This window comes from Photobacterium sp. J15, assembly GCF_963870815.1.
In the GTDB taxonomy this organism is placed as follows: Bacteria; Pseudomonadota; Gammaproteobacteria; order Enterobacterales; family Vibrionaceae; genus Photobacterium; species Photobacterium marinum.
This window is the reverse complement of sequence record NZ_CAWMUI010000001.1, coordinates 1,816,825-1,842,571: the sequence shown is the minus strand read 5'-3', so window position 1 is coordinate 1,842,571 and position 25,747 is coordinate 1,816,825. Positions and strand designations below refer to the sequence as shown.

Annotated in this window: 26 protein-coding genes and 1 pseudogene; 5 read left to right on the top strand and 22 right to left on the bottom strand. The window is 40.6% G+C overall.

Annotated features, from left to right (window positions below; genetic code table 11):
* Window positions 1-5 precede the first annotated feature (5 nt).
* Both AACQ93_RS08550 and AACQ93_RS08545 read right to left on the bottom strand, forming a co-directional pair.
* Complete coding sequence (locus AACQ93_RS08550; protein ID WP_064603982.1) at window positions 6-464, bottom strand: GNAT family N-acetyltransferase; 459 nt, start codon at window positions 462-464, stop codon at window positions 6-8.
* Between the two features lie 149 nt (window positions 465-613).
* The gene (locus AACQ93_RS08545) at window positions 614-3,532 is read right to left on the bottom strand and encodes a ligand-binding sensor domain-containing diguanylate cyclase (RefSeq protein ID WP_064603980.1); all 2,919 of its coding nucleotides are present in this window, start codon (window positions 3,530-3,532) and stop codon (window positions 614-616) included.
* Window positions 3,533-3,780: 248 nt separating this feature from the next.
* Here AACQ93_RS08545 and AACQ93_RS08540 point away from each other — a divergent pair, with 248 nt between their 5' ends.
* On the top strand, window positions 3,781-4,284 hold the full coding sequence (locus AACQ93_RS08540; protein WP_064603978.1) for an asparaginase domain-containing protein: 504 nt from the start codon (window positions 3,781-3,783) through the stop codon (window positions 4,282-4,284).
* A 165-nt stretch (window positions 4,285-4,449) separates the two neighbouring features.
* On the top strand, window positions 4,450-5,457 hold the full coding sequence (locus AACQ93_RS08535) for a DUF2860 domain-containing protein (protein ID WP_064603976.1): 1,008 nt from the start codon (window positions 4,450-4,452) through the stop codon (window positions 5,455-5,457).
* A 169-nt stretch (window positions 5,458-5,626) separates the two neighbouring features.
* Here AACQ93_RS08535 and AACQ93_RS08530 read toward each other — a convergent pair whose 3' ends face one another.
* From AACQ93_RS08530 to AACQ93_RS08470, 13 genes are all read right to left on the bottom strand, one after another.
* Window positions 5,627-7,243 (bottom strand): pyridoxal-dependent decarboxylase, encoded by a 1,617-nt coding sequence (locus tag AACQ93_RS08530; protein WP_064603973.1) that lies wholly within the window; start codon window positions 7,241-7,243, stop codon window positions 5,627-5,629.
* A 646-nt stretch (window positions 7,244-7,889) separates the two neighbouring features.
* On the bottom strand, window positions 7,890-8,585 hold the full coding sequence (locus AACQ93_RS08525; protein WP_064606595.1) for a spondin domain-containing protein: 696 nt from the start codon (window positions 8,583-8,585) through the stop codon (window positions 7,890-7,892).
* A 776-nt stretch (window positions 8,586-9,361) separates the two neighbouring features.
* Complete coding sequence (locus AACQ93_RS08520; RefSeq protein ID WP_064603967.1) at window positions 9,362-9,805, bottom strand: hypothetical protein; 444 nt, start codon at window positions 9,803-9,805, stop codon at window positions 9,362-9,364.
* A 127-nt stretch (window positions 9,806-9,932) separates the two neighbouring features.
* Entirely contained in the window at window positions 9,933-10,328 is a 396-nt protein-coding gene (locus AACQ93_RS08515) for a DUF3465 domain-containing protein (RefSeq protein WP_064603965.1), read from the bottom strand.
* 144 nt (window positions 10,329-10,472) lie between these two features.
* Window positions 10,473-10,850, bottom strand: coding sequence for a hypothetical protein (locus AACQ93_RS08510; RefSeq protein WP_064603963.1), 378 nt, complete (start codon window positions 10,848-10,850; stop codon window positions 10,473-10,475).
* 181 nt (window positions 10,851-11,031) lie between these two features.
* On the bottom strand, window positions 11,032-11,517 hold the full coding sequence (locus tag AACQ93_RS08505; RefSeq protein ID WP_157097533.1) for a hypothetical protein: 486 nt from the start codon (window positions 11,515-11,517) through the stop codon (window positions 11,032-11,034).
* Between the two features lie 360 nt (window positions 11,518-11,877).
* Window positions 11,878-12,165 (bottom strand): DUF4279 domain-containing protein, encoded by a 288-nt coding sequence (locus AACQ93_RS08500; protein WP_198160111.1) that lies wholly within the window; start codon window positions 12,163-12,165, stop codon window positions 11,878-11,880.
* 111 nt (window positions 12,166-12,276) lie between these two features.
* Complete coding sequence (locus AACQ93_RS08495) at window positions 12,277-12,603, bottom strand: hypothetical protein (protein WP_064603956.1); 327 nt, start codon at window positions 12,601-12,603, stop codon at window positions 12,277-12,279.
* 141 nt (window positions 12,604-12,744) lie between these two features.
* Window positions 12,745-13,332, bottom strand: coding sequence for a phospholipid scramblase-related protein (locus tag AACQ93_RS08490; protein WP_064603952.1), 588 nt, complete (start codon window positions 13,330-13,332; stop codon window positions 12,745-12,747).
* Between the two features lie 490 nt (window positions 13,333-13,822).
* Window positions 13,823-15,655 (bottom strand): hypothetical protein, encoded by a 1,833-nt coding sequence (locus AACQ93_RS08485; RefSeq protein WP_064603949.1) that lies wholly within the window; start codon window positions 15,653-15,655, stop codon window positions 13,823-13,825.
* A 132-nt stretch (window positions 15,656-15,787) separates the two neighbouring features.
* Window positions 15,788-16,825, bottom strand: coding sequence for a contractile injection system protein, VgrG/Pvc8 family (locus AACQ93_RS08480; protein ID WP_064603946.1), 1,038 nt, complete (start codon window positions 16,823-16,825; stop codon window positions 15,788-15,790).
* Window positions 16,816-17,025 carry a tail protein X gene (locus AACQ93_RS08475; RefSeq protein ID WP_064603943.1) on the bottom strand — a complete coding sequence of 70 codons (210 nt, stop codon included), beginning with the start codon at window positions 17,023-17,025 and terminating at the stop codon, window positions 16,816-16,818. Before AACQ93_RS08475 ends, AACQ93_RS08480 begins: the two co-directional genes overlap by 10 nt.
* Window positions 17,000-17,113 (bottom strand): hypothetical protein, encoded by a 114-nt coding sequence (locus tag AACQ93_RS08470; RefSeq protein WP_084419221.1) that lies wholly within the window; start codon window positions 17,111-17,113, stop codon window positions 17,000-17,002. The genes AACQ93_RS08475 and AACQ93_RS08470 overlap by 26 nt, the downstream gene beginning before the upstream one ends.
* Here AACQ93_RS08470 and AACQ93_RS08465 point away from each other — a divergent pair.
* Together AACQ93_RS08465 and AACQ93_RS08460 are read left to right on the top strand one after the other, a co-directional pair.
* Complete coding sequence (locus AACQ93_RS08465) at window positions 17,106-17,315, top strand: hypothetical protein (RefSeq protein ID WP_198160110.1); 210 nt, start codon at window positions 17,106-17,108, stop codon at window positions 17,313-17,315. The two genes, AACQ93_RS08470 and AACQ93_RS08465, sit on opposite strands and share 8 nt — an antisense overlap.
* Entirely contained in the window at window positions 17,299-17,628 is a 330-nt protein-coding gene (locus AACQ93_RS08460; protein WP_064603937.1) for a helix-turn-helix transcriptional regulator, read from the top strand. The genes AACQ93_RS08465 and AACQ93_RS08460 overlap by 17 nt, the downstream gene beginning before the upstream one ends.
* 79 nt (window positions 17,629-17,707) lie before the next feature.
* Here the strand turns inward: AACQ93_RS08460 and AACQ93_RS08455 are convergent, their stop codons facing one another.
* The 7 genes and pseudogenes from AACQ93_RS08455 to AACQ93_RS08425 form a co-directional block, all read right to left on the bottom strand.
* A complete protein-coding gene (locus AACQ93_RS08455; RefSeq protein WP_157097532.1) occupies window positions 17,708-18,490 on the bottom strand; it encodes a hypothetical protein in 783 nt (260 codons plus the stop codon).
* 1,168 nt (window positions 18,491-19,658) lie between these two features.
* Window positions 19,659-19,925: pseudogene (locus AACQ93_RS08450) on the bottom strand (HU family DNA-binding protein); the annotation flags it as partial.
* Window positions 19,926-20,066: 141 nt separating this feature from the next.
* Window positions 20,067-20,375, bottom strand: coding sequence for a hypothetical protein (locus tag AACQ93_RS08445; RefSeq protein WP_064603930.1), 309 nt, complete (start codon window positions 20,373-20,375; stop codon window positions 20,067-20,069).
* 146 nt (window positions 20,376-20,521) lie between these two features.
* Window positions 20,522-21,346, bottom strand: a complete 825-nt coding sequence (locus AACQ93_RS08440; RefSeq protein WP_064603927.1) for a hypothetical protein — start codon at window positions 21,344-21,346, stop codon at window positions 20,522-20,524.
* A gap of 114 nt (window positions 21,347-21,460) precedes the next feature.
* A complete protein-coding gene (locus tag AACQ93_RS08435; protein WP_064603924.1) occupies window positions 21,461-22,603 on the bottom strand; it encodes a hypothetical protein in 1,143 nt (380 codons plus the stop codon).
* A gap of 207 nt (window positions 22,604-22,810) precedes the next feature.
* Window positions 22,811-23,233, bottom strand: coding sequence for a tyrosine-type recombinase/integrase (locus AACQ93_RS08430; protein ID WP_232323300.1), 423 nt, complete (start codon window positions 23,231-23,233; stop codon window positions 22,811-22,813).
* Between the two features lie 68 nt (window positions 23,234-23,301).
* On the bottom strand, window positions 23,302-24,003 hold the full coding sequence (locus AACQ93_RS08425) for an Arm DNA-binding domain-containing protein (RefSeq protein ID WP_232323299.1): 702 nt from the start codon (window positions 24,001-24,003) through the stop codon (window positions 23,302-23,304).
* Between the two features lie 181 nt (window positions 24,004-24,184).
* On the opposite strand from AACQ93_RS08425, the gene sbcB reads away from it, so the two are divergent.
* Window positions 24,185-25,606 carry an exodeoxyribonuclease I gene (sbcB, locus tag AACQ93_RS08420; protein WP_064603922.1) on the top strand — a complete coding sequence of 474 codons (1,422 nt, stop codon included), beginning with the start codon at window positions 24,185-24,187 and terminating at the stop codon, window positions 25,604-25,606.
* Window positions 25,607-25,747: the final 141 nt, after the last annotated feature.

Sequence of the window (25,747 nt, the reverse complement as noted above, 5' to 3'; positions counted from 1 at the left end):
ACTAGCTATTGTTCCAAAGAAAGATAGTAAGACGTAAATATGCCACCGAACACCTCTCGAGTTTCAACTCTTTGGGCAATCTTATCCAAGAACTGATACTCACGACGGGTACTGAGCAGATTCAATACCACTTCTTTATGCCCACAACTTCTGGCAACATCAACTAAGTGGTGAAATATCCTGACTCCGTAGCCCCAGAACTGCTCCGAAAGTATTACCCCTATCTCGTTACAACCAATATCTTCCTGAATACCGCACCACCCGGCAAGCTGCCCATTAATATACACAGCCCTTACATAACATCCGGGCTGATTATCAATTTTGATTTTGTCTGCAATCCATTGCCTGATGAATACAGCATCAAACAGTTCATGTTCGATTAAATGCGATCTTAATTTCTTCTCATTCAATATTGGGATAAAGGCATCGGGATTAACATCCTCTAATTTTCTGTATTCGATCATCTTTCGTTCCTTGAAGCTAGTAATTCATTCTTTTCATGTTGTGAAGTATTGATGAAAAGTGCTGAAAGTACCCTTCCACCAGATATTTGCCGTCTATAAGATTTTGAAAAAGGCTATGTTATCGTAGCCTTTTAACCCCTGTTTCCTCGCTAATCAACCTGCTGAATTAACTCACCAGATGAATAAACCAAAAGCCCGTCACGCCCTGATTTCTTAACTTCATACAATGCATCATCGGCGCAACGAAGAAGGTATTCGAAATCACAGGATGTATCTGCATTCACGATACCGATACTCATCGTCACAGATAAATTTTCTGCAACCGGACTATAATCCTGGCCTTTTATTAATACGTTAATTTTCCGACATAGCGATTTCACGTCATCAGGCTGCCAACCAACAATACCGATAACGAACTCTTCCCCACCCCAGCGAGCAATAAAGCAATCATTGTGGCCGAGTTTAACTAGCGCCTTAGCAACAATCCGTAAAACCTGATCACCAACTAAATGAGTATATGTGTCATTAATAACCTTGAAGTGATCGATATCCAGCATCACAACCGAGAGTGCCTTATGAGTACCGGACGTTGAAATCACATGGTTAGCCCATTCATTAAAAGCACGACGGTTGTATAAACCGGTTAACTGATCTTCTCTTGCCTGTTTCTCAAAAGCCGATGCCTGCATTTGCAAAGCCCGAGTTTTTTGCTCAACTTCAAACTTCAGTTTCAGCTCAGACTTCCTAAGACGGCGCAACCGCCATTTGACTGACAGCGTCATAAACAGAAAGAGCAATAAAGCAAAGCCAATCTGGACTCCCTGTCTTTGCCACCAATGGGGAAGAATACGAAAAGAAAAACTAGCCTGATTTATCTCATTTGAGTGATAAGGGTAATATGCGTTCACAACAAAACGATAATCGCCGGGAGCAAGGTTTGTATACTCAGCAAAAGATTGTGTATTTCTTTCAATCCAGCCTGAATCAAGCCCCTCAAGTTTAGTGCGATACCGTATATGTTGAGAGGAAATATAACCAAGACCAACGAAATCAAATGTCATCCGTTGGCTTCCTGCTGGTAAAACTGTAAGCGCTTTATCAGCTAAGTTTAACCATGACTGACCACTCTGAACACCTTCGATAACGGTCGGAAACTTTGGCGACACAAGTTGTTTAAAACGTTGCGGATGGGTACACGCAACACCTTTCGCCGTCGCAAACCATAACTGACCAGAAGAATCGATAGCTGCTGTCGGGTTTGAGCCACCATTAAGCTGAGCCGTTGCCATCCCATCCAGCTCATTATAATGCTCGAAATTAATATTAGATTTCGAACCATCGGCAACAGCATTGACGTCATCTTCCGAAACCCGCCAGAGACCGCGATTAGAGGTGAGCCAAAAAGAGCCATTCAGATCAGAAATAACCTGGAAAATCTTATCAATTGGAAGGCCGTGTTTTTTTCCGATAATACTGAGTTTTTGATCAGAGAACCGATAACGGACAAGCCCACGATCCGTCGTCATCCACATATAATCTTTTTGAGCATAAAACCCGAAAACATACTCAGCTTTCTCAAACGGCTGCAAATCCAGGCTTCGTATCTGACCGTTGTTAATAATTCCGACACCCGCCCCTGTTCCGACCCAAAGCTGTCCCTGCTCATCGAATTTAAGCGCCATAACATAGTCACCAGGAAGGCCATCCTTTGTCGTAAACAATTGCTGTTTACCATCATCGGAATACTTCACCAAACCGGCAGTTGTACCAATCCACAGGTTTCCTTGGTTGTCTTCAAGAATGGTGCGAATAGCATTAGACGGCAGCCCCTGAAGATCCACGTGCTTTAACTCTTGGTTGTTGAAAATGAATAAGCCATGATTGAATGAACCAACCCAGGCACCACCTTTGCGTCGGGGAGCCAGACTTATAACCGAAAGAGTTTCACCATCCAATTGATTTGAAGCTGAAGGGGAATAATTACGAACTTGCTTATTTTTAATTACACTCATCCCTTTGCTGCTTCCGACGATAATTTCACCAGAATCCAAGGCAAGGACAGTCCGAATATAATCACCAGCCAGCCCTCTTGTTTTATCCCATGTGGTAAAAGGAGTATGGCGTAAACGGATCAGCCCGGTATGTGTACCAACCCAAATCGAACTTTCACGATCCTGATAAATAGATAAGATCTGGTTATAGGGCTCACCATTAAGCTCTGTAAACGACAATACCTTATTATCAGAAAAGCGAAATATGCCCTGGTTGAAAGTACCAAGCCAATAACTGCCGTGGTTATCAATTAGAATATTGGAAACGAAAATGTTGTTTAACTTTTCATGGATACGGGAAAGCCTGCCGTTTTCATAACGCCATACACCATTTTCTCCACCAAAAATAATGCGCCCATCCACATCTTCCACACTCGAATAAACCGGAATATTCTTCAAACCAAGTGACTGGCTGATATTTTCAATCCTATCTGATGCAATCAGATACAGCCCCTGGCTGGTTGATGCCAGCACATCACCATTGCGGCGTAACGAAAGGTTGTAAACAGTTATTGAAGGTAAAATCACTTGGTTTTCAGCTTGGCCATGAGCCCGAAAAATAAGACCTTCACCTCTCAACCCAATCCAAATGCCACCATCCGGTTGGCGTAAGACAGCATTAACAAGGCTATCGATAGAAGGAAGTGGCTGCCAGTCATGAGGTTTCCTGTAAGCCAGACCACCACGGGCATCACCGACGAGGAGCCCTCCATCGGAATCAGCAAAAAGTGTTTGGAAACCGGAATCACTCAGCGCGCTTTCCGGCCCCCTGGTAAACAACTTAAATTCCCGACCGTTAAAACGGGCGATCCCTTCCCATGTTGCAAACCACATATAGCCATCTTGTGTCTGGCTTATTGCATTAATACTATTATGAGGCAGCCCATCTCGGCTGTTCCACGTTTCAAAAAGGTATTCATCCAACAAGGAAGCCTGTGAAGAAAATATTCCCCCAAAGCACAATCCAACCACAAGAAATGGGTTGACGAACCTGGCTAACGAAGGTGTTAACAGCATACCAGTTTCCTACCGCAACGCTGAATATTGACAAAGAGATAAATAAGCCGGCCATTATATCATAATCAACTAATTGAATGCATTTGCATTATGCATTTTTGAATCAGACGCAAACCATTAGCTTTAATTTGCTTTGATTAAACACTCAATCGTTACAGGAAAGGACAATAATGAAGCTATAGTGAACAAAAAGACATCGGTAAACTTTAGTTCTTTTTCCGACACCTTTTATCCTTCAGGAGTCTGATATGAGCCCAAACTACAACGAGGAAAAAATACAAATTATCGTGACCGGCGGTACTATTGATTCATACTATGACATTGATGCCTGCACAACACTGTGCCATCCACAAACTGCCATCCCTGAGTTCATCACTAAATTCGGTCAAATACCTGAAAGTGAATTTGAACTAACCGAAATCTGCATGAAAGACAGCAGAAAGATCAATCATCAGGATCTTGAAAAAATAAGCACTGCGATTAGCCTCAGTAACTGCAACCGACACATCATCACTCATGGCACCTTTACCCTGTTCGACAACGCCCGTCGCCTGCAAACACTACTAGCGCATAATCATCAGCAAGTTGTTATTTTTACCGGCGCAATGTGGCCGTTAGTCGGCTTCTCCCCCAATGATGCCGGATTTAACTTGGGCTCTGCTTTTATCGCTGCCCGGCTTGCTCAACCCGGTATTTATGTGGCGTTTAACGGTAAGCTTTACCAGCCGGATGATCTTGAAGGCTTGCATTGACTATTAAATAACATCATCAAAAATCAGAATAAAGCGCTATCATCAAGGCTCTTCTGCTACTTTCATGAGCATTTCTGCGGCATTTTCTCACCTTCGATAATTTACAAGCGGGCCTAATTCTCCTAATTTTTTAACTTAATTTCTGCATTACCATGGGATATCACTATGCGGTCTCAACTGCTTCTCGTGTTACTTTTGTGCAGTATTCCTACCAGCTACGCAATCGAGCCAATTCCGAAAGAAAACGGCTTTAGCGGATTTGTTAACGTCGGAGTTGGCGGCACGACAGTCGAATCTAATAACCTCGCTAAATTCGGGTCAGTAGATTTGAGTAACGACACCATTAACTCAGTAAACGACAAGCCCGACAGCGAAAGCTCGGCAATACCTGTAATAGCAGCAGAACTTGCTTATACCTTTGCAGATACTCGCACCCAGATTTTCCTTGGTAACCAACTTGAAGACTACATTCGATTTGATTTCTCTACCCTGGCCGGGATCAGGCAGGAAATCGGCAGTGCTGGTATTCTCGGGGCCAGTTTATTGTACACCCCATTAGCAACCGAGGTATGGGAAGATCCTTTTCTGACCGGTAGCCCGAGAACAAAAACAGATCGCAGCGCAGACGGTTATCGCTTAATCTGGAGCAAGGTATACGGAACCGGACTGGAACTTCGATACTCTTACCGGGATGTCGATATCGACAATGAACGCAGTGGCGCATCTGTCGCTTTCTCAGATGCAGAAAGAGCCCTGCTGAATCGTAACGGTGATAACCACCGTGTTACCGCTGAATATACTTTCGACTGGGACGAGCCAAAACATCGATTAGTCCCTGCGATTTCTTATAACGATCACGACAGTGACGGCAGAGCAATGGCTTATGAAAGCCTGTCACTCGGATTTAATTACATCTATTTTGTTAACCGTTGGCGACTGGTCAGCAACCTGTATATTGCAGACCTGTCTTTTGATGAAGCCAACCCGGTATATGGGCAGAAAGCAGACAGTACCCAGTTGGGTGCCAGCTTTACAGGCTTCTATGCCAAACCATTTGGCTGGGAAGGTTGGTTAGCCAACGGAAGCATCTCATGGTTTGAAGATGACAGTGATATCAACTTTTACGATGCCAGCGCCGGACTGTTTAGTGTGGGATTGTTGTATCGGTTTTAACTTCTCAGATAACGCCTACACACCTGTTAGAAATCAGGCTGGTTGTAAATCGTGTGCTCGGCTTAAGGAGACCTAACTACCCTACTATCGATATCTCATATAGCATGACCTCAGACATTAATGTGACTCCGTCACTGTTAATGTCTGAGGAAGTACGGTTTTATATCTACTATTTAATTAGTAAATCCATTTGACTGCTTCGTTCATCAAGAAGCATGCTTACACCATCGTTTTCGAAGGCCCAATCCTGTTTAAGCTCATCAACCAACTTATCGATAATTTCCCTACTGGTAGATGGCATTATATAAATATGCACATAATGGCGCACATCACCATTAACCTTAAGCGATTCACACGAGAGCGAATATTTCTCAATAATTGGTTTGATCGGCTTGCGAAAGCGGATAGTCAACGCCAATGGTGTCCGCTCTATGAACAATTCAATATTAGGATGACAGTCTTTTACAGTGTTTAACTGGTCTTCTGCATACCTAGTAAGTTCTTCACAATACAGAGCTTGTTGCATCTGTGTTTCATAACTATTTTTTGCCAGATAGTTCCACATTATGATAGGAGAAAAACCATTACGGGAACCGGCAAACGTCGTATCTGGGGAAGCAATGTATTCAGGATCAGCAGGAGGAAACAGCTGATACTTAACTTTTGTCATGAAAATTCCACATGGACAAGGTGCTCCAGGCCATTTGTGTCCACTCATTACTATTGAGTTAACAATAGAAAGCCTGAAGTCGAAAATTGGGCCCCTTTGGTTTATTAATTTTTTATTATATGCCATTTCAATAAACGGCATATAAGATGCCCCTAGTGCACCATCCACATGTATCCAGTAACCATTACGCGTATCAACTTTAACTATTTCATTGCCTTCTTCATCAAGATCGATGTAGTTAACATCTCTGTTTACCAAGCCATACTTTTCAAATATCGGCATTAATTTATTTTGGATGTCTTCAACATCATCATATGCCCCTTTGAAAGTAGAACCATAGTTACAGCAGATAATAATTGGATAGTTTCTCTCTGCAAAAAATTCAACAAGGATTGCCAATTTATCGACATCAATTGAACCTGGCCCAGAACTTTCGTACACAGAAGGCACTTCCTTGTTTTTCAGCCAGTTACCATCGGGGGCAAGTGGATTCTGACCAGGATAGTCCGTGTGTCCGATTTCACTAAAAGTAGGTATATTCAATACGCGCAGAGCTTTAATAATAGAGTAATGCGTATCTTGAGAGAAAAAAGCAACCGGCTCATATGCATGCGGCTTATTTTCAATATACTTCGGATAAAGATAATTGGTATGTCTAAGCTTTTCTTGCACTTCATCAGCAACAAGCTTTCTTCCGGCCAGATAGTCTCTCGCATTCCATAAACCGTAAAAATTCCCTTCTGTGCTCCCCATTGACAACACATATCCCCAAAAACTTTCCATATCTTGTGGTTCATGGGGAACTTTTGCATTCCATAGCTTTGCATAATAATTAAGAACGGCTTTCTCCATCTGTTTACTACTAAGCGTATAGTTACCGTTGATAAATGGATCACCGACATTGTTTACGTGACAATTGAGAAAGAACTCCACATCTTCTTGGTAATCCATTCTTTGATTGACTTGATAACCGAGACAATGATTTTTCTGAACATCGATATAGTTCTTGAACACTTCCAAGCAGCGTGTTCTTTGTTCATCAGTCAGTCCTTCTGTAGGTACTTCGAAGCTGGTATCGTCATATTTTGATTTGTGATTTGTTAGATCTTTTCCCATATAACGTTCCCTTTTAATCATTCTCATCTCCCAAACGCGGTATCTGACCCAAGGTTAACTGCTCATAAATCTAGTAATACCAAAAGATATACAATCAATTTTCGCCATATCCTATTGCAAAGAGACTCACTACAATTCTTCAGCAACCAATCACTATCTTTGTACTTCCTCTTGTATTTCCGGCTATTACTAATATCTATAGTACAGTGTCAACCTGGTACATATGGTTCAATAGACAAAACAAAAAGCACGGTTGATTTGGATCAAATCTGAGAGGTCATGTGTAGCAAAGGTTTACTCGTCTAAGCTGGCTGACATGCGAACAATGCGAAAGTGTTCAGATCGAAGTTACTACCGAACGAGGTAATGACGAATGGCTTTATTCTGGCGACCAAGCCAAATGTTTAGACTACGACGCCACCGGAATTATTGAAGCAGATGGTGAAAACGCATGGTTTGAAGTGGATGAGGAGCAGAAAGATGTACAACTACACTAACAACCCTACTGTCGATATCTCATATAGCATGAAACCAGATATTTTCGTGACATTGTCACAATTAAAAATCTAAAGATAAGTGTCTCTGCCTCAGTCATTCACGCTTAAACACATAACCGTGAATGACATCAAAGACCAGCAAGTATGTCTCAATTAATCTTTTTAAATTTAAAAGTACCAATAGTTAATGATGTTGAAAAGTGTACTCCATTTTCAAAATCAGTATCCGACCTGTCTGTTGTCAGTTTAGTGATATTGCCTCGGGGGGTTGTCGCTGAATTTCCCGAAGAAAAAGTTAACCCACTATCACTACCAGCATCATAAGAGATAAGTTGAACCTCAATTTCTTCAACCCATTCGCCATCAACATATAGAGGCAAGCTATTTACACCTGTGAACCAGTCAGGGCTCGGGGCTAACATAGTAACAATTGAAACTAATGGGTGGTCTTGCGAAACTTCAAATGTGGCAGTTACCGAAGTTGAACCTTCGGGTATTCCAGACCCATCAATGGTTGCACCTGAGTCTCCTTGATTCTGTAAATCTCCAATTTCGTTTCTCAAAAGGTTTTTAGAGCCAGTCTCAGCCACACTTACTATTCCATCCGAAGCTAAAACCCCCTCTTCAAAAATCTTGACCTTACTGTTGTGTGTCAGCCCTATTAAGCCAGAAAAATGCCTATTAGTCGGAAAGTTTGTACTAAAGTTACCGGCAGACCAATTTGTTGTAAATTCCAATTCATACGAAGCTGTTGATCCCCCTGTATCCGACGAACCACCACTTCCCCCGCAAGCACTCAATCCTATAACGAACAAGTTAACAGCAATAAATTTCACGACTTTCATTAGATTACCTTCCCATTGGCTTAACATGCCATTAACAAGACCTTGGGAGTACATTTAAATTTCACTTTTATACCTATTTTTTAGTGGCGTGTGACTTTATTACGGTGACCAAGCCAAATGTTTAGACTGCGGTGCCACCGGAATTATTGAAGCAGATGGTGAAAACGTATGGTGTGAAGTAGATGAGGAGCTGCAAGATGTACAACTACACTAACAACCCTACTGTCGATACCTCATATAGCATGAAATCAGACGTGACATGACACCGTCACGGCTAAAATCTAAAGATAAACATGAGCATTCCCGCATTCACCCGAAGGATCACAACCAGTACAAGCTTTAGGTGAGCAGTCATCACCTCAACGGATCAGCCATCAGGAAGTACTGGATATGTTCCACATCACCAGTAAAGCCATCATCTACAAATGGCGCCAAACCCGCGGCTTCCCCAACCCAGCCACACAAATATCGTTAAGGTGGACCATCGTAAATTTCATGCTTTTTGGGGGAATACTACGAATCACGAAAATGAACCAAGCCTGTTTGGGCTGGATTATGCCCATTCATCAATAAACCATTGTATTTAAATAGATTTATTACCAATATCAAATTATTAGGACACACGTTTATACCATTCCGACTTCATCCTTACCAAAGCGCACCGCCACATTAAGGTGTGAGTAACGCAATACCGATGCCTCTGCAAGCCGCCTTAAACACTAAACGCAACGCATAGAAAAAATGCCACGCGTTGCGAATCACTCTTGAACAGTTTGTTAAATTGATTTTTCACGGAACTTATGACGGAATATAACTCGAGCCCCCCTAAGTCCCAATAAAACTGATAATCCAGCGGTGACTCCCATTAAAGATGACCAATATGAGTACCCTTGAAAAACACTAACGATTAAATTAACTAATGCCTGTACCGTCACGACCCATGCTTGAAAGTGAAAAATCACTAAGGGCTGACTTAGGGTAAAAGGGTTTATATCCCACGAAGGTTCAATCCAAACTTTATTCGAAAACGGGTTAACAGCTTGAAATCCAATAACTAGTAACAAAATTAGCAAGGAAACAAGAGTAATAAAAAATAACGATTTCAATTGTTCACTCAGCGCAATACTTGTAACTTCTAAGGTAACTGCCGGGTTATAACTCGTAGCCGAAAATATACCTACCCCAAAAACAATAACTATACGAAGAAGTCGCCAATTCATAATTACTCCAAGATCAATTTAACGCTTGGCATAAGGTGCATCAACACCGAACCAACCAAGCGCACTAAACTCAATACCAAAACCGCCGAGTGTAACGCATCACCTTGATGGCCTTGCTATGTAAAACTTATTTGTACACCTTTCCTTTATGCTTTAACCAACCATGATTATGTTTGTTGTGAGGGTCTCTATGAGTCCAATGGATAACCCCACCCTTTCGACTCCATTCATATTCACCATAAAACTTCACATAATCACCAACTTTCAAATTTGAAATTTTAGGTGCCAGGTCAATATTATGTGAAATCAATAGAGTTTGGTGATTCTTTAGCTTTAATATAAATTTTTGATGTTTGGAACCTCTATTATCGTCAGGTAATAAACGAACAACCTTTCCTCCCCCCTTTATTTGAACATCACTTTGGTGGCTTTCAAAAGCCTGCTTTAGCTGTGCATCATTTGCTAACACATCAAACGAAATGATGCTAAATACAGCTATCAACAAGACCAAAAATCGTTTCATTCTTCCTAATTCCTCTTTTTACATAACGCCTGCGATAAGGTGTGCCCCACCGAAACAGCAATGCACACTGTGAACTTCATACCAAAACTACCGAGTGCAACAAGTCACCTTGATGCCTTTGTTAGGTGAATAATTGCTTTAAGCTCAATTAGAGAGACTAAGAACTTGCCAGTTTAGGAAAATACTTGTAAATGTTATGATGCCAATGCCTAATGAAGCGGTCATTACAACCCACCCCAATATATATGCTTGCTTACCTTGATATACTTTCCACGTTTCTATTACCCAAACGCCTTTAGGTGGGAACTGCTTTGTATCAATGGCTTTATAGGAAAAACGACAGAAATAAAATGTGAGGAGTAACCAGAAAATCCCCCTAGCAACTAACCTCACTTTCACTAGTGAAGGGAAAAATTCCTCAATCAAATAATTAAAAGCAGTAAAAGCGACAATGGATATAGCAACCAAAGCTATAAAACATTTCACTGTGATTACTTTATAATCTGAATCTATAATTTTCATACTCACCTAACGCGCGTTAAATAGTGAGCAACGCCACCACCTAACTTAATCCATTACACCGTAAACACAAAACTCAACTTTGAACTGAGAACGCCGAGCGTTAGGAATCTGCCTTAAACGCTTTATTATGCCTGTTTTTTTAGAGAGAACCGAGCATAGCCAACACCAACGCTACAAGAAATTAAAGTGATAATCTCACTCCAGAAATTTTATCTATAGCAATAACTTTCAGATACTTAATAGTCCTTTGCCCCTCCATGAATGATTGATTTCGGCTGATATCTTTCGATGTCGGTTCAAATACAAGCCAAATTCCATTCTCATTGAAGTACTTACCAATTTCGCCTTTTTCGATATAGTTTATTCTGGCTAAAAAAAGACTCATTGCGCTTCTATTCTTTAGTGGTAATTTTTCGTTTAAAGTACCTAATTCTAATCGCTGAATTGACGTTGCATCTGTATGCAAAACATTCTCAAGTGACTTTGATACATACCAACTGAAACACCCAGTGCCTAACATAACTAGTAACAGGAAGGCGCCTAACACAAAGTACTTAATTGAATCTCGTCGATTTCTAGCGACAAAGAAATAAGTGCCAATGAAAAACGATATAGCAAGTACACCGAAAAAACTGAGGTTACGCAACATAAGAATAATATCCGTCAAATCATTCTCTTGAAGTAAGATCTCTAATGAAGGGATATAAAATATCAACGATGTCACCCCCCAATACCTACGAAGTAGGCTAAAATTTGTTTTTTTATATTCTTCATATCCGAACATTTCACTCTATAGGCATAACGCCTGCGATAAGGTGTGCCCCACCGAAACAGCAATGCACACTGTGAACTCCTTACCAAAACCACCGAGTGTAATAAGTCACCTTAATGCCTTTGTATGGCTCTAATTTCTATAGGTGTCGATATCAATAAATGCACCTACTTCACCTAAAAACTGTACGATTTCGGCTTCAAACCCTATGGCAGGCATCGAGTGTTCATCATTCGATGAAATAGAAAGAACTACTTAAAATCTAGGGGAAACGTTAAAACGCTGTTTTGCCTCAATAAGCTGTTTTTTAACTGGCTTGAGTTTGTTTATGATTTCTGTCGACATATCGAATACATCAATATACTCATTAACAATATTATCTGTCGAAAGTTGCCAAGAGTTCATCTTAGGTATTTTACCCGCGACTATTGACCCCTTTATCTTCACTGTGGTTGGTTTTATCCCAAGAAACTCTGTAATTTCACTTGGTTCAAAATCATGACCATCCAATGAAAAATAAACTCGACCTTCATTGGTTTCCAAAATGTCCCCCTTAAAGAACTAGCGCCGAGCATAAGGTGCGACATAACCAACTCACCAAGCCCACTAAACTCCAAACCCAAACTAGGGAGTGTAACGGGTCACCTTGCTTTGTTATGTGCGACCTTGAAGGCTACGAATTTTCATCCATACGTAATATACAGGTATAGCCAGAAATATTATCAATATACTGGTTTCGTGTTTTGAGCATGCATCTGCCCACTCTGTTGCTCTTTTGGACGACGAGAAAAATCCAATGCCAATACAACACAGCCCAAGGAAGAAAGTGAACAATACAATAGTTAATCCACCCCATTCGATTGAATCTATCAATGTAAGAGCCAAACAACCTGATAGAGAAACGAACAACCCGCCAAATGTAACAAGATAACTTCGGCTAATAATTGTCTCATCAAATCTAGAAAACCATGCTTTAGCCATCCCCTTTAATCCTTACAAAGAACACCGAGCTCCTTACCAAAACCACCGAGTGTAATGCGTCACCTTGATTGCTTTGTTATGTACGCCGTAATGTGACTACTTTTGCAAGCAAAACATCGAAACTACTATCACAGTGGTGATCTATTCTTTTAAAACCATATCAATACACATAACTGCCGCCAATATTAGTTTCCTAACATCATCATTTTCCGGTACGTCAGTAGATATTTTTAGAATATAATTATCAGCACTAGTAAACATTTCTTTACCTAACCCAGCCCATTTTTTTGAGACGTGAGCGAACTCTTTTTCATCATTTTTAAACTTAAAATCCCAACCAGTCCATTCACCTTCTAATTGACAAATCATCTGCTCATTTTTATTAAGGACATCAAACTTACCGCCAATTGAAAAAAGCTTCTGGGCAAACCCACCAATAGTATTATTATCTTGGTCCCTAACAATTATTTTAGACAAAAATAATGAAACACCTCGTTGAATACGGACTATGCGCTGCCCATCTGGCGTTCTTATTTGAATATCGAACGGTGTCATTCGTTTATAGTCAGTAAACCGTAGCAGCTTAGTGAAAAAACCTAAAGAAGGCTCTCTACACTCCATAATTACGTCCCCTGTTGACGGATCATAAATATCGAAATTATTGGCGGCCTTAAACATCCCTACATGTTCTTTGACTAAAAACAGATTATTATTAATTACATCGGACATATTCAATTTCTCCCCATTGGGATAGCGCCTCACATAAAACGCATCAGCACTTAGTATAAACTGCCCACGTTACCACATAAGCAAATGAAAAGTATCAATATTTTATTTATAACGCTATAACAAGAATTAATAAAGGCTGTTCAAAATAACAGCTTACATACTTTCTATCGGAGTTTTAAAAAGTACATAACGCCTGCGATAAGGTGTGCACTACCGAAACAGAAATGCACACTGTGAAATTCACACCAAAACTGTCGAGTGCAACACATCACCATGATGGCCTTAATTGAAAAATTAACTAGCACACAATGGATTCTTGGCTGAATTATGCACGCATAACTTTAACGTACTGATTTAAATAAAATTGACATAGTCATTTAAAAAAATGAACATTATTTGGAAACGCAAAACCAAGCTCTTTCACAAAAAAACAGTACTAGTTCTAAATGAGCGTAAAACTGGCTTGAAATTTAATTCAAGCCAGCATTTTTTATTCGGCAGGAAAAGAAACCTTACTAACATTAAAGTATTCTGGCTTAGGATCACCCTTATATTTACCAACTGAACTTATAATCCAAACATTCCCTTTTTTATCTTTAAACAATGATTCAGGATATTGTTTCTTACCATCATCAAGAGGCAATTGATATCTTCCCTTTAAACCTAAATCACTCAATGAAATTACCGAAACTCTACTTTCATAGTCACCTAAGTTGTTTGATCTTCGATTAATTATTGCGATTACTTCCTCACTTTTAACTGACTCAATGATATCAGATACATTATCGAAAGAACCGTCTTCAAATGATATTTGACCATACTTATTGAAATCTAAATCTACATCAAAAACTTCACCACAACTAGTATAAAGCTTACTACTATCTGAAAGCTCCAATGGCTTGCAGTCAATGTCTGAAGATACCAAAGTTGTTTTTAAAAATGTTGGTACCTTATTACTGACATCATAACTATGAATCTCACCTTTATTAGTATAGAAAGAGTATAATTCTTTCCTTTCTACATTAGAAAAAAACAAATTTTTATCAATACTCAAATCGTGCTCTAATGCATAAACCTCATGGCTATTAACATCAATGCTAAGCAGTGTTTTAGGGTATGATTCCACATTCGTGTAAACATAATCATTCAATATTATTGGCTTTCCGTAATATTGATGAGGTAAGTCAATATCTGTAATTTTCGACAAACTTAAATCATCAATATTCAACTCTATAATACCAAGACTAGAATAATGAGGAACAGCAATTAAAAGACCGTCACTTGATGTTGCAATCTTATTTACATCCACATCATAGGATGGCTTTTTGTTATCAAAGTCAAATTCATAGGACTGACCATCTTCTAGACCATATAAATATACGGAATCTTGCTCATGATAAAATCCATATTCATTACATTCCGATTTATAACTTGAAGCAATGGCTATAGCGTTAATGGATGGGAGATAAGCAAAATCTTTAATATCATGCTTTAGCTTTCTAACCTTTTCTAATTTCAAATACGGTGTTTCTTTAACCGTATATTCCATATCGACAACAAAAGGATTTGTTATTACAGGCATAGACTCATTGCCATTGTAATAAGCTTTATATGATATTGTGTCTTGGTGAATCCCCGGACCAACCTCAACCCCTGACTTCAGTTCAATTTCAACATGATACTTATCATCATATTCGATACCATAACTTAAAAATGAAATTATATCTCTCGAATATTCAGGCTTAAAATCAATAAACACATCTTTATACCCTTCTGGAGCTTCGATAGTCACATAATTAAAGTAATTATGGTTTCTAGAATCAACGTCATTAGTTGATGTTTTTATGGGTTTAGCATCAGACTTTATTTTTATATCAGGAATAACATATTTAAAGTTAATTCTCATTTTGTTAGATATATATTCATTGCAGCCTTGTTTATCACATAATGCAAAATCAACAAAAGTATCGTACTCCCCAGCTGGCATACCAACATATTCTTTAGGATTAATTGTAATTTTCCCATCATTCCAGTCAGAAGAATAAGAAACATCTAAACTGTTAATGAACTTTAAACCATCACCTTGATATTGGTAATATATTCTATCTGCTTGTATATTGTGATTAAAATAGATTACTTCATCACCACTAAGGAGCATTTTAATTACATGATCTTCATTTGGATTATCTAATGTTAGCTTTACAACACTATCGCCGCCTTTACTGCTACTACTGCTACTACTACTGCTACTATCGCCGCCGCACCCACTTAAAAAAAACACACTCAAAAAAATAAAGTAATAACTAGTAAGATAAGTTTTCATACAGCTCTCTACCAACCAACATAACCAGAATGAACTTAGTTGGCAGATTATACATTCATAAGCCATTGATTTTATATCGCTTGATTGCAATTTTTAATAAAACATTCACCTTTTCAATTAATTAGTATCCCATCATTGCCACCTAGTACCAATCAGGCCATGATCTCCAGCCAGCCGCAACTGCAAGCCCGACTCGCTGAGTGACCATTCCACCGTTTTCAGGCGCCATTCGCCGTCTTCAACATCACCGAAGCCTTCCAAGTTCAAATGGCCCTCGGCAACCAATGCCATTAATGATGATCGAGCCGGCATCGTAATATCCAACGTGTCACTCCCCGCCTTCACCGCTTTGGCCCTCGCAACCACGGCAGCTTTTGCTTCATCGTAATTGGGATACTTGAAGACGATCTTAAATTCCGGCTCACCGGTTCCGGTTGACACTTCTTTAGTATCGCCAGATTCAACATCGTGATAAGTAGCAGTCACACGACGAACATCGTTACGGGAACTAAACCGGCACTGCCAGTTCGTTACCTGCTCCGGCCTGATGGCGATACTTGTAAGCTTTTTGCCTGAGGCAGACTTACCCTCGCCTTCTTTTAAAAACAGCCAATAGCCGTTGGCAGGCTTGCTGACAGCACCGTAACGCTTGGCTAGCCGGGTTAACAGGTTCATGTCAGACTCTGATACCTGATCAACATGATCAATCCGAACAGATGCCAACTCGCTATTTACCCGAGGAACCAGCCCGTGCTCTCCGGCGATGGCTTTTACCATATCGCCTAGCGTTACACCGTCCCAACTTCGGGTTTTCTGGGTTTGCAGGCTACCAGGTTGTTTCCGGTTATCCATCGGGGCTGCATTGGCCACTATCTGGATCACCCGTGGCGGGCCGCTGGACGTTACCTCATCAACCACAAACTGCCCTTTGTCGATCAGGTTGCCATTAAATCCCAAACCTAAGCGCAATACCGCGCCTTTTTTCGGGGTTGGTATTGATGCCGGAAATGCAACTGACAAGGCCAGCCGGTCGGACTCGTTCCCGGCGTTATCGGTTAAGGTCAGGCTGATAAGGTTGCGCTGGAATATGGGGGTGATGTCGTTCCCGTCGGCTGATAACGAAAAATCAGGCCTGTAGCTCAAACCTACAGGCGGGTTGTTTAATCCCATAGGCTGTTCGCCTCTGATTTAACGACTGGCGCTGTCAATGGCGGCAGCTTGATTTCCAAACCGCTCGGTAATATCGGGCCATATTCAGCCAGCCCCGGGTTAACCTTCAACACCTCCGTTACCGTACTCTCGCGCCCATAATGGCGATAGCAGATATCATCCAGCATATCCCCCTCACGGGTTCTGTAGGTCTTCTCCATAGTACGCTAACTCCACTGTAAAACTCTGGCTACGGGGCAACCCGTGTTTGATGAATTTGCTGTTTGATTCGGTCAGGTCGGTGATCACCCAAAGACCAACATGGCTGACATGCGAACGGTGCGGAAGTGTTCAGATCGAAGTTACCACCGAACGAGGTAATGACGAATGGCTTTATTCTGGCGACCAAGCCAAATGTTTAGACTGCGGTGCCACCGGAATGATTGAAGCAGATGGTGAAAACGCATGGTTTGAAGTGGATGAGGAGCAGAAAGATGTACAACTACACTAACTACCCTACTGTCGATATCTCATATAACGTGAAATCAGACATTAACGTGACACCGTCACAGTTAAAATCTAATAATAAACATGAGCAATCACCCGAAGAATCACAACCAGTACAGGCCTTAGATGAGCAATCATCACCTCAACTGATCAGCCATCAGGAAGTATTGGATATGTTCCACATCACCAGTAAAGCCACCATCTACAAATGGCGCCAAACCCGCGGCTTCCCCAACCCGGTTACACTGATGCCACTAAGGTGGTTACGTTCCGCAGTTGAAGATTGGAAAGATAGTGTTGGTGGGTGTGGGAAGTGAATTTTGGGAAGCGGCCGTTGGGCCGCTTTTGTAACGCCTGCAATAAGTGTGCACCACGGAACAAGTAAAGTACACATAATTACCTCACGTTATTGCGACCACTCGAGCGACTTGTAGGCAATTGAAAAAATTTAGGTAAGTGCCTCTTTTTATCATTAGCAAAACATGTAGAGCCAAACTCAATTGGTAAACCACAATAGTTAGCCATTTCCTCATACCATGCCTGTTTCTGCTTTCTAAGAGGAAATTTAGAAGGAAGTGGTTCAGAGACAATAGCGTTTTCTCTCACGAAACAACCAGACGGAATTGTTAAGTAATTTTGAGTTCTCAATATATGAAACAATACCAATCTAATATCATTAAACTTATCGAAAATTCTAACAATTTCACTGATTGGGATTAACTGCTGAACTACCCCACGATCACCGAAAAGCACAAAAGCAATCCTATCAGGTAGCGTAATAGCTAACGCTCGATAGGGAGCAGGCACGTGAACCATAAAGAATCCATCAACTTTATCTACTGTTTTATTCAATATAAAAACAGAGCCAAAAGGGTTTGGACTTGCCATAAAATTCTCTGCAGACAACGACGAAAAGAGCTTGTATACAACGTCAGCATCTTGATCGATAAAGCTTTTGGGAATTAAAGTTCCTTTACTTCTATCGCTTCGGTCAATAGGCAAAGTCGTATCTTTATAAGACAAAGCATAACTAATCTTCAAAGCCCATAGGTAGTAATCCATCAGTTCTGCTGTATTTTCTCTTATTCTCTTTTCAAGACTACTAAAAACTTCTGAGTTACAGCGGTGACAAGCAGGTACTACAGCCTGATTGTATTTAATTGATGTATTATTCGACAATCTCAACCTTTGGTCGTTTAAATTAAAATACTTTTGCAACCACCGAGGAACTACGTGTTCCTTCGAGAGTTTTTTGTTATTTTCACCGCAGAGTACACATTTAACCATAGAATTTATTTATATCTCTGTATTACCTAACGTCGGGCATAAGGTGGTCCACAACTAACTCACCAAACCAACTGAATTCCAAACCAAAAACGCCGAGTGAAGCGCATCACCTTGATTTCCTTAATGCTAAGCCCCTTATGCTTCAGTAAGCTTATAGTCTCAACTCACATTGGCTGTAATTAGGTTTTTTATGAGATAGTCAATGTTTGTAAATACACAACACTATGCATTGAATTCTTTATTATCCTTCCAAATGGATAAAGTTAAGATTTTCAAATATATCTAAAAACATTTCCGGAGAAGATTTAAATTTACCTTTAAGAATATTAAGAAAACAAATTTGATTATCATCTCGGTCGAACGTAGTAAACCAAAATTTCACAGATTTAGGCCAATCATCATTATCTAGTTCTGAAAGTAAACCGTAGCGATGTAGAATATTAGCATGTGTAAAAATAACGTCATCAGATGTGTTTAATCTAATTCTTAATTCGTTTGGGTCAAAACTCAAAAATATATCTTTTTCTTCTGAGCGCATTAATGCATGTGCGTAGAAACGTCTAGTTAGACGTGGAATACTTGCTATTTTACTTATCAACTCCATTGAGTATTGATAAAACTCTTTAGTGCTTTCAAATTCGGTTAGAGGTAACCCCTCTAAATTTTTAGGGAAATTTATCTCTTGACCAAGTTCTTCATCCGTAAAAGTTAATGAGAGAGCCTTTACTCGCTCATCTTCGTATGATTTGCTCTCATGCTCACGCTTAATCTGCCTCATCTTCTCAACAGAATAAACTTCTACATTATTTGTTACTTTGTGATGCGTTGGGCACATCAAAACTAAATTTGAGATATGCCTTCTGTCTTCATTAGTTTGGTTAGGATTAAATCTTTCACCGTCAGAGTTGGCAGCCTCTATGTGACAAATCTCACCAATATACTGACCAGTATCATCAATAATATTTTGAGTGCAGCCGGGGAAAGCACATTGATTCATAGAAAGAAGAAATAGCTGCCTTCTGGTTTTCCAGGTGGGGTTTAGTCGTTTTATATTTTTATTTATAACTTCCTTTAACGACTTCGCTGCTACAAAAGTGGGCACATTAGCTGCTAATATATGTATTTCCTCACCTGTTTTGGGATTCCTACCAGTTCTCGAAGCTCTATGGTTAACCTTAAATGTACCAAAGCCAATTAACTGAACTTGGTCTCCATTATTTAGAGCTTCAGCAATCCCATTAAGGATTGCATCCAATGCCGAATTAGATTGTGTTCGTGATAAGTCGGCTTTTTCTGCAATCTTATACACTAAATCTGTTTTGTTCATTCACTACTCCTGAGCCCCCCTGGTATATAACGCACTGTAAAGATGAGGGCAACGCAATACGAAATTCGCGGGCCGCAAAATACACTAAACGCAACGCATAGTAATAAAGCCACACGTTACGAATCACTCTTAAACAGTTTATTATCTTTTAGGTCCCCAACCATTGCGCTCTGCAAGGATCTGCCATTCAGGCTTTTTGGTGCCCACAATTTTTTTACAGGTACTGATCAACGAATTAATTTCTCTAATATCTGTTTTATCTAACGAAACTGGTGTTGACTTAGATGTGCTTGCTAAATACGCTCTTTGCAAGCTAGGGATTATAGCATCAATTGCAGCTATAAACTTTTCATCTTCCGAAGCCGATTTAATTTTGCCTAAAGCTGTCATATGTGATGATAGTGTCTTTACTTCCGATACTGCTTTTAAAAACTTCTCATAATTATTCATTATATTGACTCTCTAGAATTAAAACATAACGCCTTTTTAAGCAGCTGCTAACCTATACTCCACTCAAGCAAAGCCACCTTAATCACTGAACCTAATCAAACCGAAAGTGCCAAGCGTTAGCAGTCTGTCTGAACAATTTGTTATGTTTATTTACCACTTTGTAGTGCGTTACATATAGGCTTTATATCGTTGAGAAAGGTTTTATGGAAATCTTTATCGAAGATTTCATTTAGATGACATTCACCTTTCCCAAACCCCCAAAGGAATAACTCTATACCAGCAATTGTAGGTTCACATACAACCCCTGAAAACTTATCATCTAACTTTAACCGCTTATTAACCAAGTACTGTCTCAAATGGTTGGGATCTCCAACCCCCCAAGAGTCAGTGATAAGCCCATCTGCACTTAAACCTTGAAAAATATGACTTAGTAATTGAGGGTTATCCCACTCCTGCTGAGTAAACTCCATTGCCTCAGCATATTCTTGAACTGGAATCAAAATCTGGCATTTTCTTCTACAGGCGTTATTACTAAGAGACTCCTCGTTTATCGTGCAAGTTCGGGCAATAGTAGAATAAATAACATAGTGACTTCTCAGTTGGTATGAAGACAAGTTATCTAACTGTCTTGCGATTCTTGCACCTCGGTCATCTCGATAAATTTCGCTCCTTGACGAAGCTAACACGCCACCAAAATATTCTATAGCTAAATCATCTGATGAATAAGAACCCTCATTTATTACTGTTTTTAAAACCTTTGGTGGAACCGAACCATCTTCATTGAGGTTTGAGCCTAGCTTTTCCTCCGCACTTTTAAATATTCTGCCCACATTTTCGATACGCTTTTGAGTAAAGACTTTTAGCTCACCACCAAGATAATCGGCAGTGGGTCCCAAAAGCTTAGAGAGCCCGTCTTTACCTAAATAAGCCGCAATTGCCCCAATTCCTATCGTAGTCACTGGTTCTGGCATACTTTCTCCTTATTAACATAACGCCTGCAATGAGGTACAGGTCACCAAACTACCAAAGTGCACCCAACCCCATACTAAAAATCGCTGAGTGTAACGGTTCACCTTGATTGATTGTTAGCTTTTAACTGCATTCTCTAGCCATAAATTCATTCGACTGATAAAATTCTCAAGCTTCTTATTTTGTGAGGTAAACGTGTCAAGAGTAGACTCCCAGTATTCCAAATCAGATTGATAGTATGCTTGAGGGTGTATGTTTTTATAGTCAAAACACATAAACTCTAGTTCGCGCATAAAGTAGACATCACTAAATACTATAATCTCAACAATATTGGTGTAAAAATCATTTAAGTCAAAGAAGTCATTGAAAATGACATTCAGCATATGTGGTACTTTTTGCCTCTCAATATCTATATTTTTAATACCGAGGTGGCTACTCATTGCTTCTATCTGATATTTATCCCCAACTTCTACTTGACTATAAAGCGTATCAAAATATAGAGATTTTTTAGCCAAAGGTGTCACTAACTCTTCAAACCACCCAACTATTTCCATTCGCTTCTTAGTATCATATGGAAGCCTCTTATAAGTGATAACTTCATCTCCTTCCAAAGAGTATTCGTCTTCACTAAAAGCTTTCTCTCGTAAGCTCGTAAAGTTTCTAACAAATGAAGGCAAAAATAAGTTTGGGGCTACTTCTTCAACTACTAGATTACAGGTGAGTTCAAGCTCTTTTTTCTTTGCTTTAGTTAACTCCAAGGATTTATTAATTTCTTCTTTTATAAAAGAAATACGCTCTGCTTCATCCTTCGTTAGACTCGAATTTGAAAGCTGCTCATCTAAATCAACCTTTAATAACTGCTTAAAAAGTACCTTTATAACTGAAATATATTCTTCTAAATGTACTCTTTGCACGGTTAAGCCGTTTCCTTGATGATAGAGTTTGTTTCTGATTCCATGAAAAAACTCAACTCTAGCAAGATCTTTGACACTAATTCCCTGTCTACTACTCTTTACTCCTTCAACGACGTCATGGAACCCTTTACGAATGATACTGTATCGCTCATCTTCTGAAGTTATTGAGCCTGTTATCTTTTTGGGTAGTCCTAAATAGGTCTTAAGCAGCATTTCTACCCCTACATCTAGTAGAAGAAAAGCAATCAAGTTATCTTCTTCGTTCTTTTTGCTCGCATGCTGAACCGCTTCAATTACAATTTTTACTGGAGCTTTTTGCCAAGCTTCTAAATTATTTTTGTTCATTAATCACTACCAACTCTACGCTAAGAAAGGCTAACATCTTATTTTACGAACAACGTTCGTATGTCTTTCTTGCATCGCCTAATATACGAAAAAGATTAACGAACCAAGTTTGCTTATCGTACAACAGGTACCCACCATCCTTTACCCCCCCAAACCTTTTGGGCTACGTGATATATGAAACCACACGATATTCACCATGTAAATAAATCAACCGTCATTATTGTCTAGATATCTTGTCAACTTTCCCGCATACAGCTCATATCCTTCCCTTTGCTCCTCGATCCAGTCGTGCTTGTTGTACACAGCCAGCACTCCGCCCAGCTCGTGGCCGAGCATCTTTTCCACTACATGCGGCATCACGCCCAACTCTGATGCTCCGGTAGAAAGGGAACGGCGAAAATCGTGGGTTCGCCAGTGTTCCAATGGCAGGCTGGCGCGGATTCGCCTTATATAACGGTTAGCTGCTGAAATAGAAATTGGGATGTTCAGGTCGGCGCCGGGAAACAAGACATCATCATAGGTTTCCATCACGCGTTCTAAAATGGCTCGGGCTTTGGTGGGAATTGGCCTGCGGATCGGTTTGTTGGTTTTGCTGAGTTCTTTCGGCACGGTCCAGATGCCGGCTTTCATATCGAAGTGGGAACGGCGGGCAAGGCGTAGCTCTGATAGCCGGTTGCCCCCCTATTACATAATGAAGCTTAGATGGTGAGTTGGTGAAATTTTTTGTTAGATGTACTGGCACGGCTTCTTTCTATGGCCAGCCAGATTTGAGCAAGTTCAGACCAGGTCGGCACCCTGCTCCCTGTTTCTGGCCGGGCGCCGACATTTTGTTTCTTGATACGGTCTATATCTGTTCTTTCAATAATGAATTTGTTTTTGCAGAAGTTAAGGCAGGAACGCAGGTTAGTAAAAAGTGAGTTGGCGGTTTTGGGCTTTTTTTCGCTAATGGCATCAAGCCACTGCATCCATTCTCGGGCGGGGATGGTTTCGACGTTTCTGTCGGGGAAGGCCCCAAGGAAGTAGTTATTGGCGAAGGAATGATAAAGCGCTTGTGTGCCCTTCTTTAACGTGGGGACATAATGTTTGAGCCAGTAGTTCACGCAGTCGTCTAAAGTGACGAATTCCAGCTCTCCGGTATTGGCTATTTCGGGATTTCTTCCTGATTCCCTCAATTCCATCATGATTTTATGTTTCCGCCTTGCCTCCTTCAGGCTAGTTGCGGGATACTTACCAACATGAACTCTGAGACTTTTTCCTTTGAATCGACAACGGTAGTGGAAGTAAATCTTAGCTTTTGGTGTTATGCGTACCACTAAGCCATCACCATCACTTAGCTCTTCTTTACCGTCATATTCATCTAGTTTTGATATGGTTTTAAGTTGCCGATCTGTAAGGCTCATAACATTATTCCCTTAAATTAGGACACACTCTCAGATTTCTAGGACACAAATTAGGACACAAATGCAAATCCCAAGCTTAATTGTCCCGGAAATAACTACTGTATAGATGAACAGTATAGCATTGAAAAGCCATTGTTAGAACAAGCACTTAATACCAAGCCGATGGCTTCTGGAAATTACTATGAATCACGAAAATGAACCAAGCCTGTTTTGGCTGGACTATGAAACCTTCGGTGCCAACCCCGCAACTGACCGTCCGTGTCAGTTTGCAGGTGTTCGTACCGATATGGATTTGAACATCGTTGGTGAGCCGCTGGTTATCTACTGTAAGCCGCCGGTTGATTACCTTCCTTCCCCTGAAGCCTGTCTGATCACAGGTATCACACCACAGGAAGCGTTTGAAAAAGGCTTGCCTGAGCCGGAGTTTATTGCCCAAATTCACGCGGAGCTTTCTAAGCCGAATACCTGCGTGATCGGCTATAACAATGTCCGTTTTGATGATGAAGTTACCCGCTATACCCTTTACCGTAACTTCTACGATCCGTATGCATGGAGCTGGCAGAACGGTAATTCACGCTGGGATATGCTGGATATCATGCGTACCTGTTACGCACTGCGTCCGGATGGCATTAACTGGCCGAATAATGATGAAGGATTGCCGAGCTTTAAACTGGAACACCTGTCGGTTGCCAATGGCATTGAACACGCCAATGCCCACGATGCAATGGCGGATGTGTACGCCACTATCGAGCTGGCGAAAATCATTAAGAAGAACCAGCCTAAGTTGTTCAACTACCTGTTTAACCTGCGCAATAAACGTAAGCTGCAAGAGCTGATTGATATTGTCGAGCTGACACCACTGGTGCATGTATCCGGTATGTTCGGCGTTGAGTGCGGCAATACCAGTTGGATTGTCCCTGTTGGCTGGCACCCGACCAACAAGAATGCGGTGATTACGGTTAACCTGGCAATGGATCCGACACCTCTTATTGAGCTTGATGCGGATACTCTGCGTGAAAGACTTTACACCAAGCGTGTTGACCTTGCGCCGGATGAGCTTCCGGTTCCGGTGAAGCTGGTTCACCTGAATAAGTGTCCGGTTCTGGCTCCGGCGAAAACACTGAAGGCTGAAGATGCTGAACGAATCGGTATTGACCGCGAACAGTGCCTGAAGCACCTACAAATTCTGAAATCTCATCCCGAGATCCGCGAGAAGCTGGTTGCCCTGTACAGTGCTGAACGCGAGTATGAGCCGAATACCAATGTTGATGCCATGCTATATGACGGTTTCTTCTCGAACTCCGACCGTTCGACAATTGATATTATCCGCGAAACACAGTCGGAAGACTTGGGCAAACTTGATCTGAAAGTTGACGACAAGCGCATCAAGCCATTGTTGTTCCGTTATCGTGCCCGCAACTTCCCGAACACGCTGGATTTCAAAGATCAGCAGCAATGGAAATACCATTGCCAGGATTACTTCGAATCTAACCTGCCTGCTTATATGGAAAACCTCGAAGCCACGGCTATAGAACATCAGTCTGATGAGAAAAAGATGAAAATCTTGAAAGCCGTGTACGACTACGTTAACAACCTTGTTTGAAAATTCGGCGAGCTCGAATAAAAATTGCGGCTCTTGTTAGGTAGTTAATTCACTGTAATCACACTGTTTTTTTCAAAGCCCATCGGTGTCTTACGTCGGTGGGCTTTCTTTTAAGACATAATTCTGCCCTACCAGATTGAA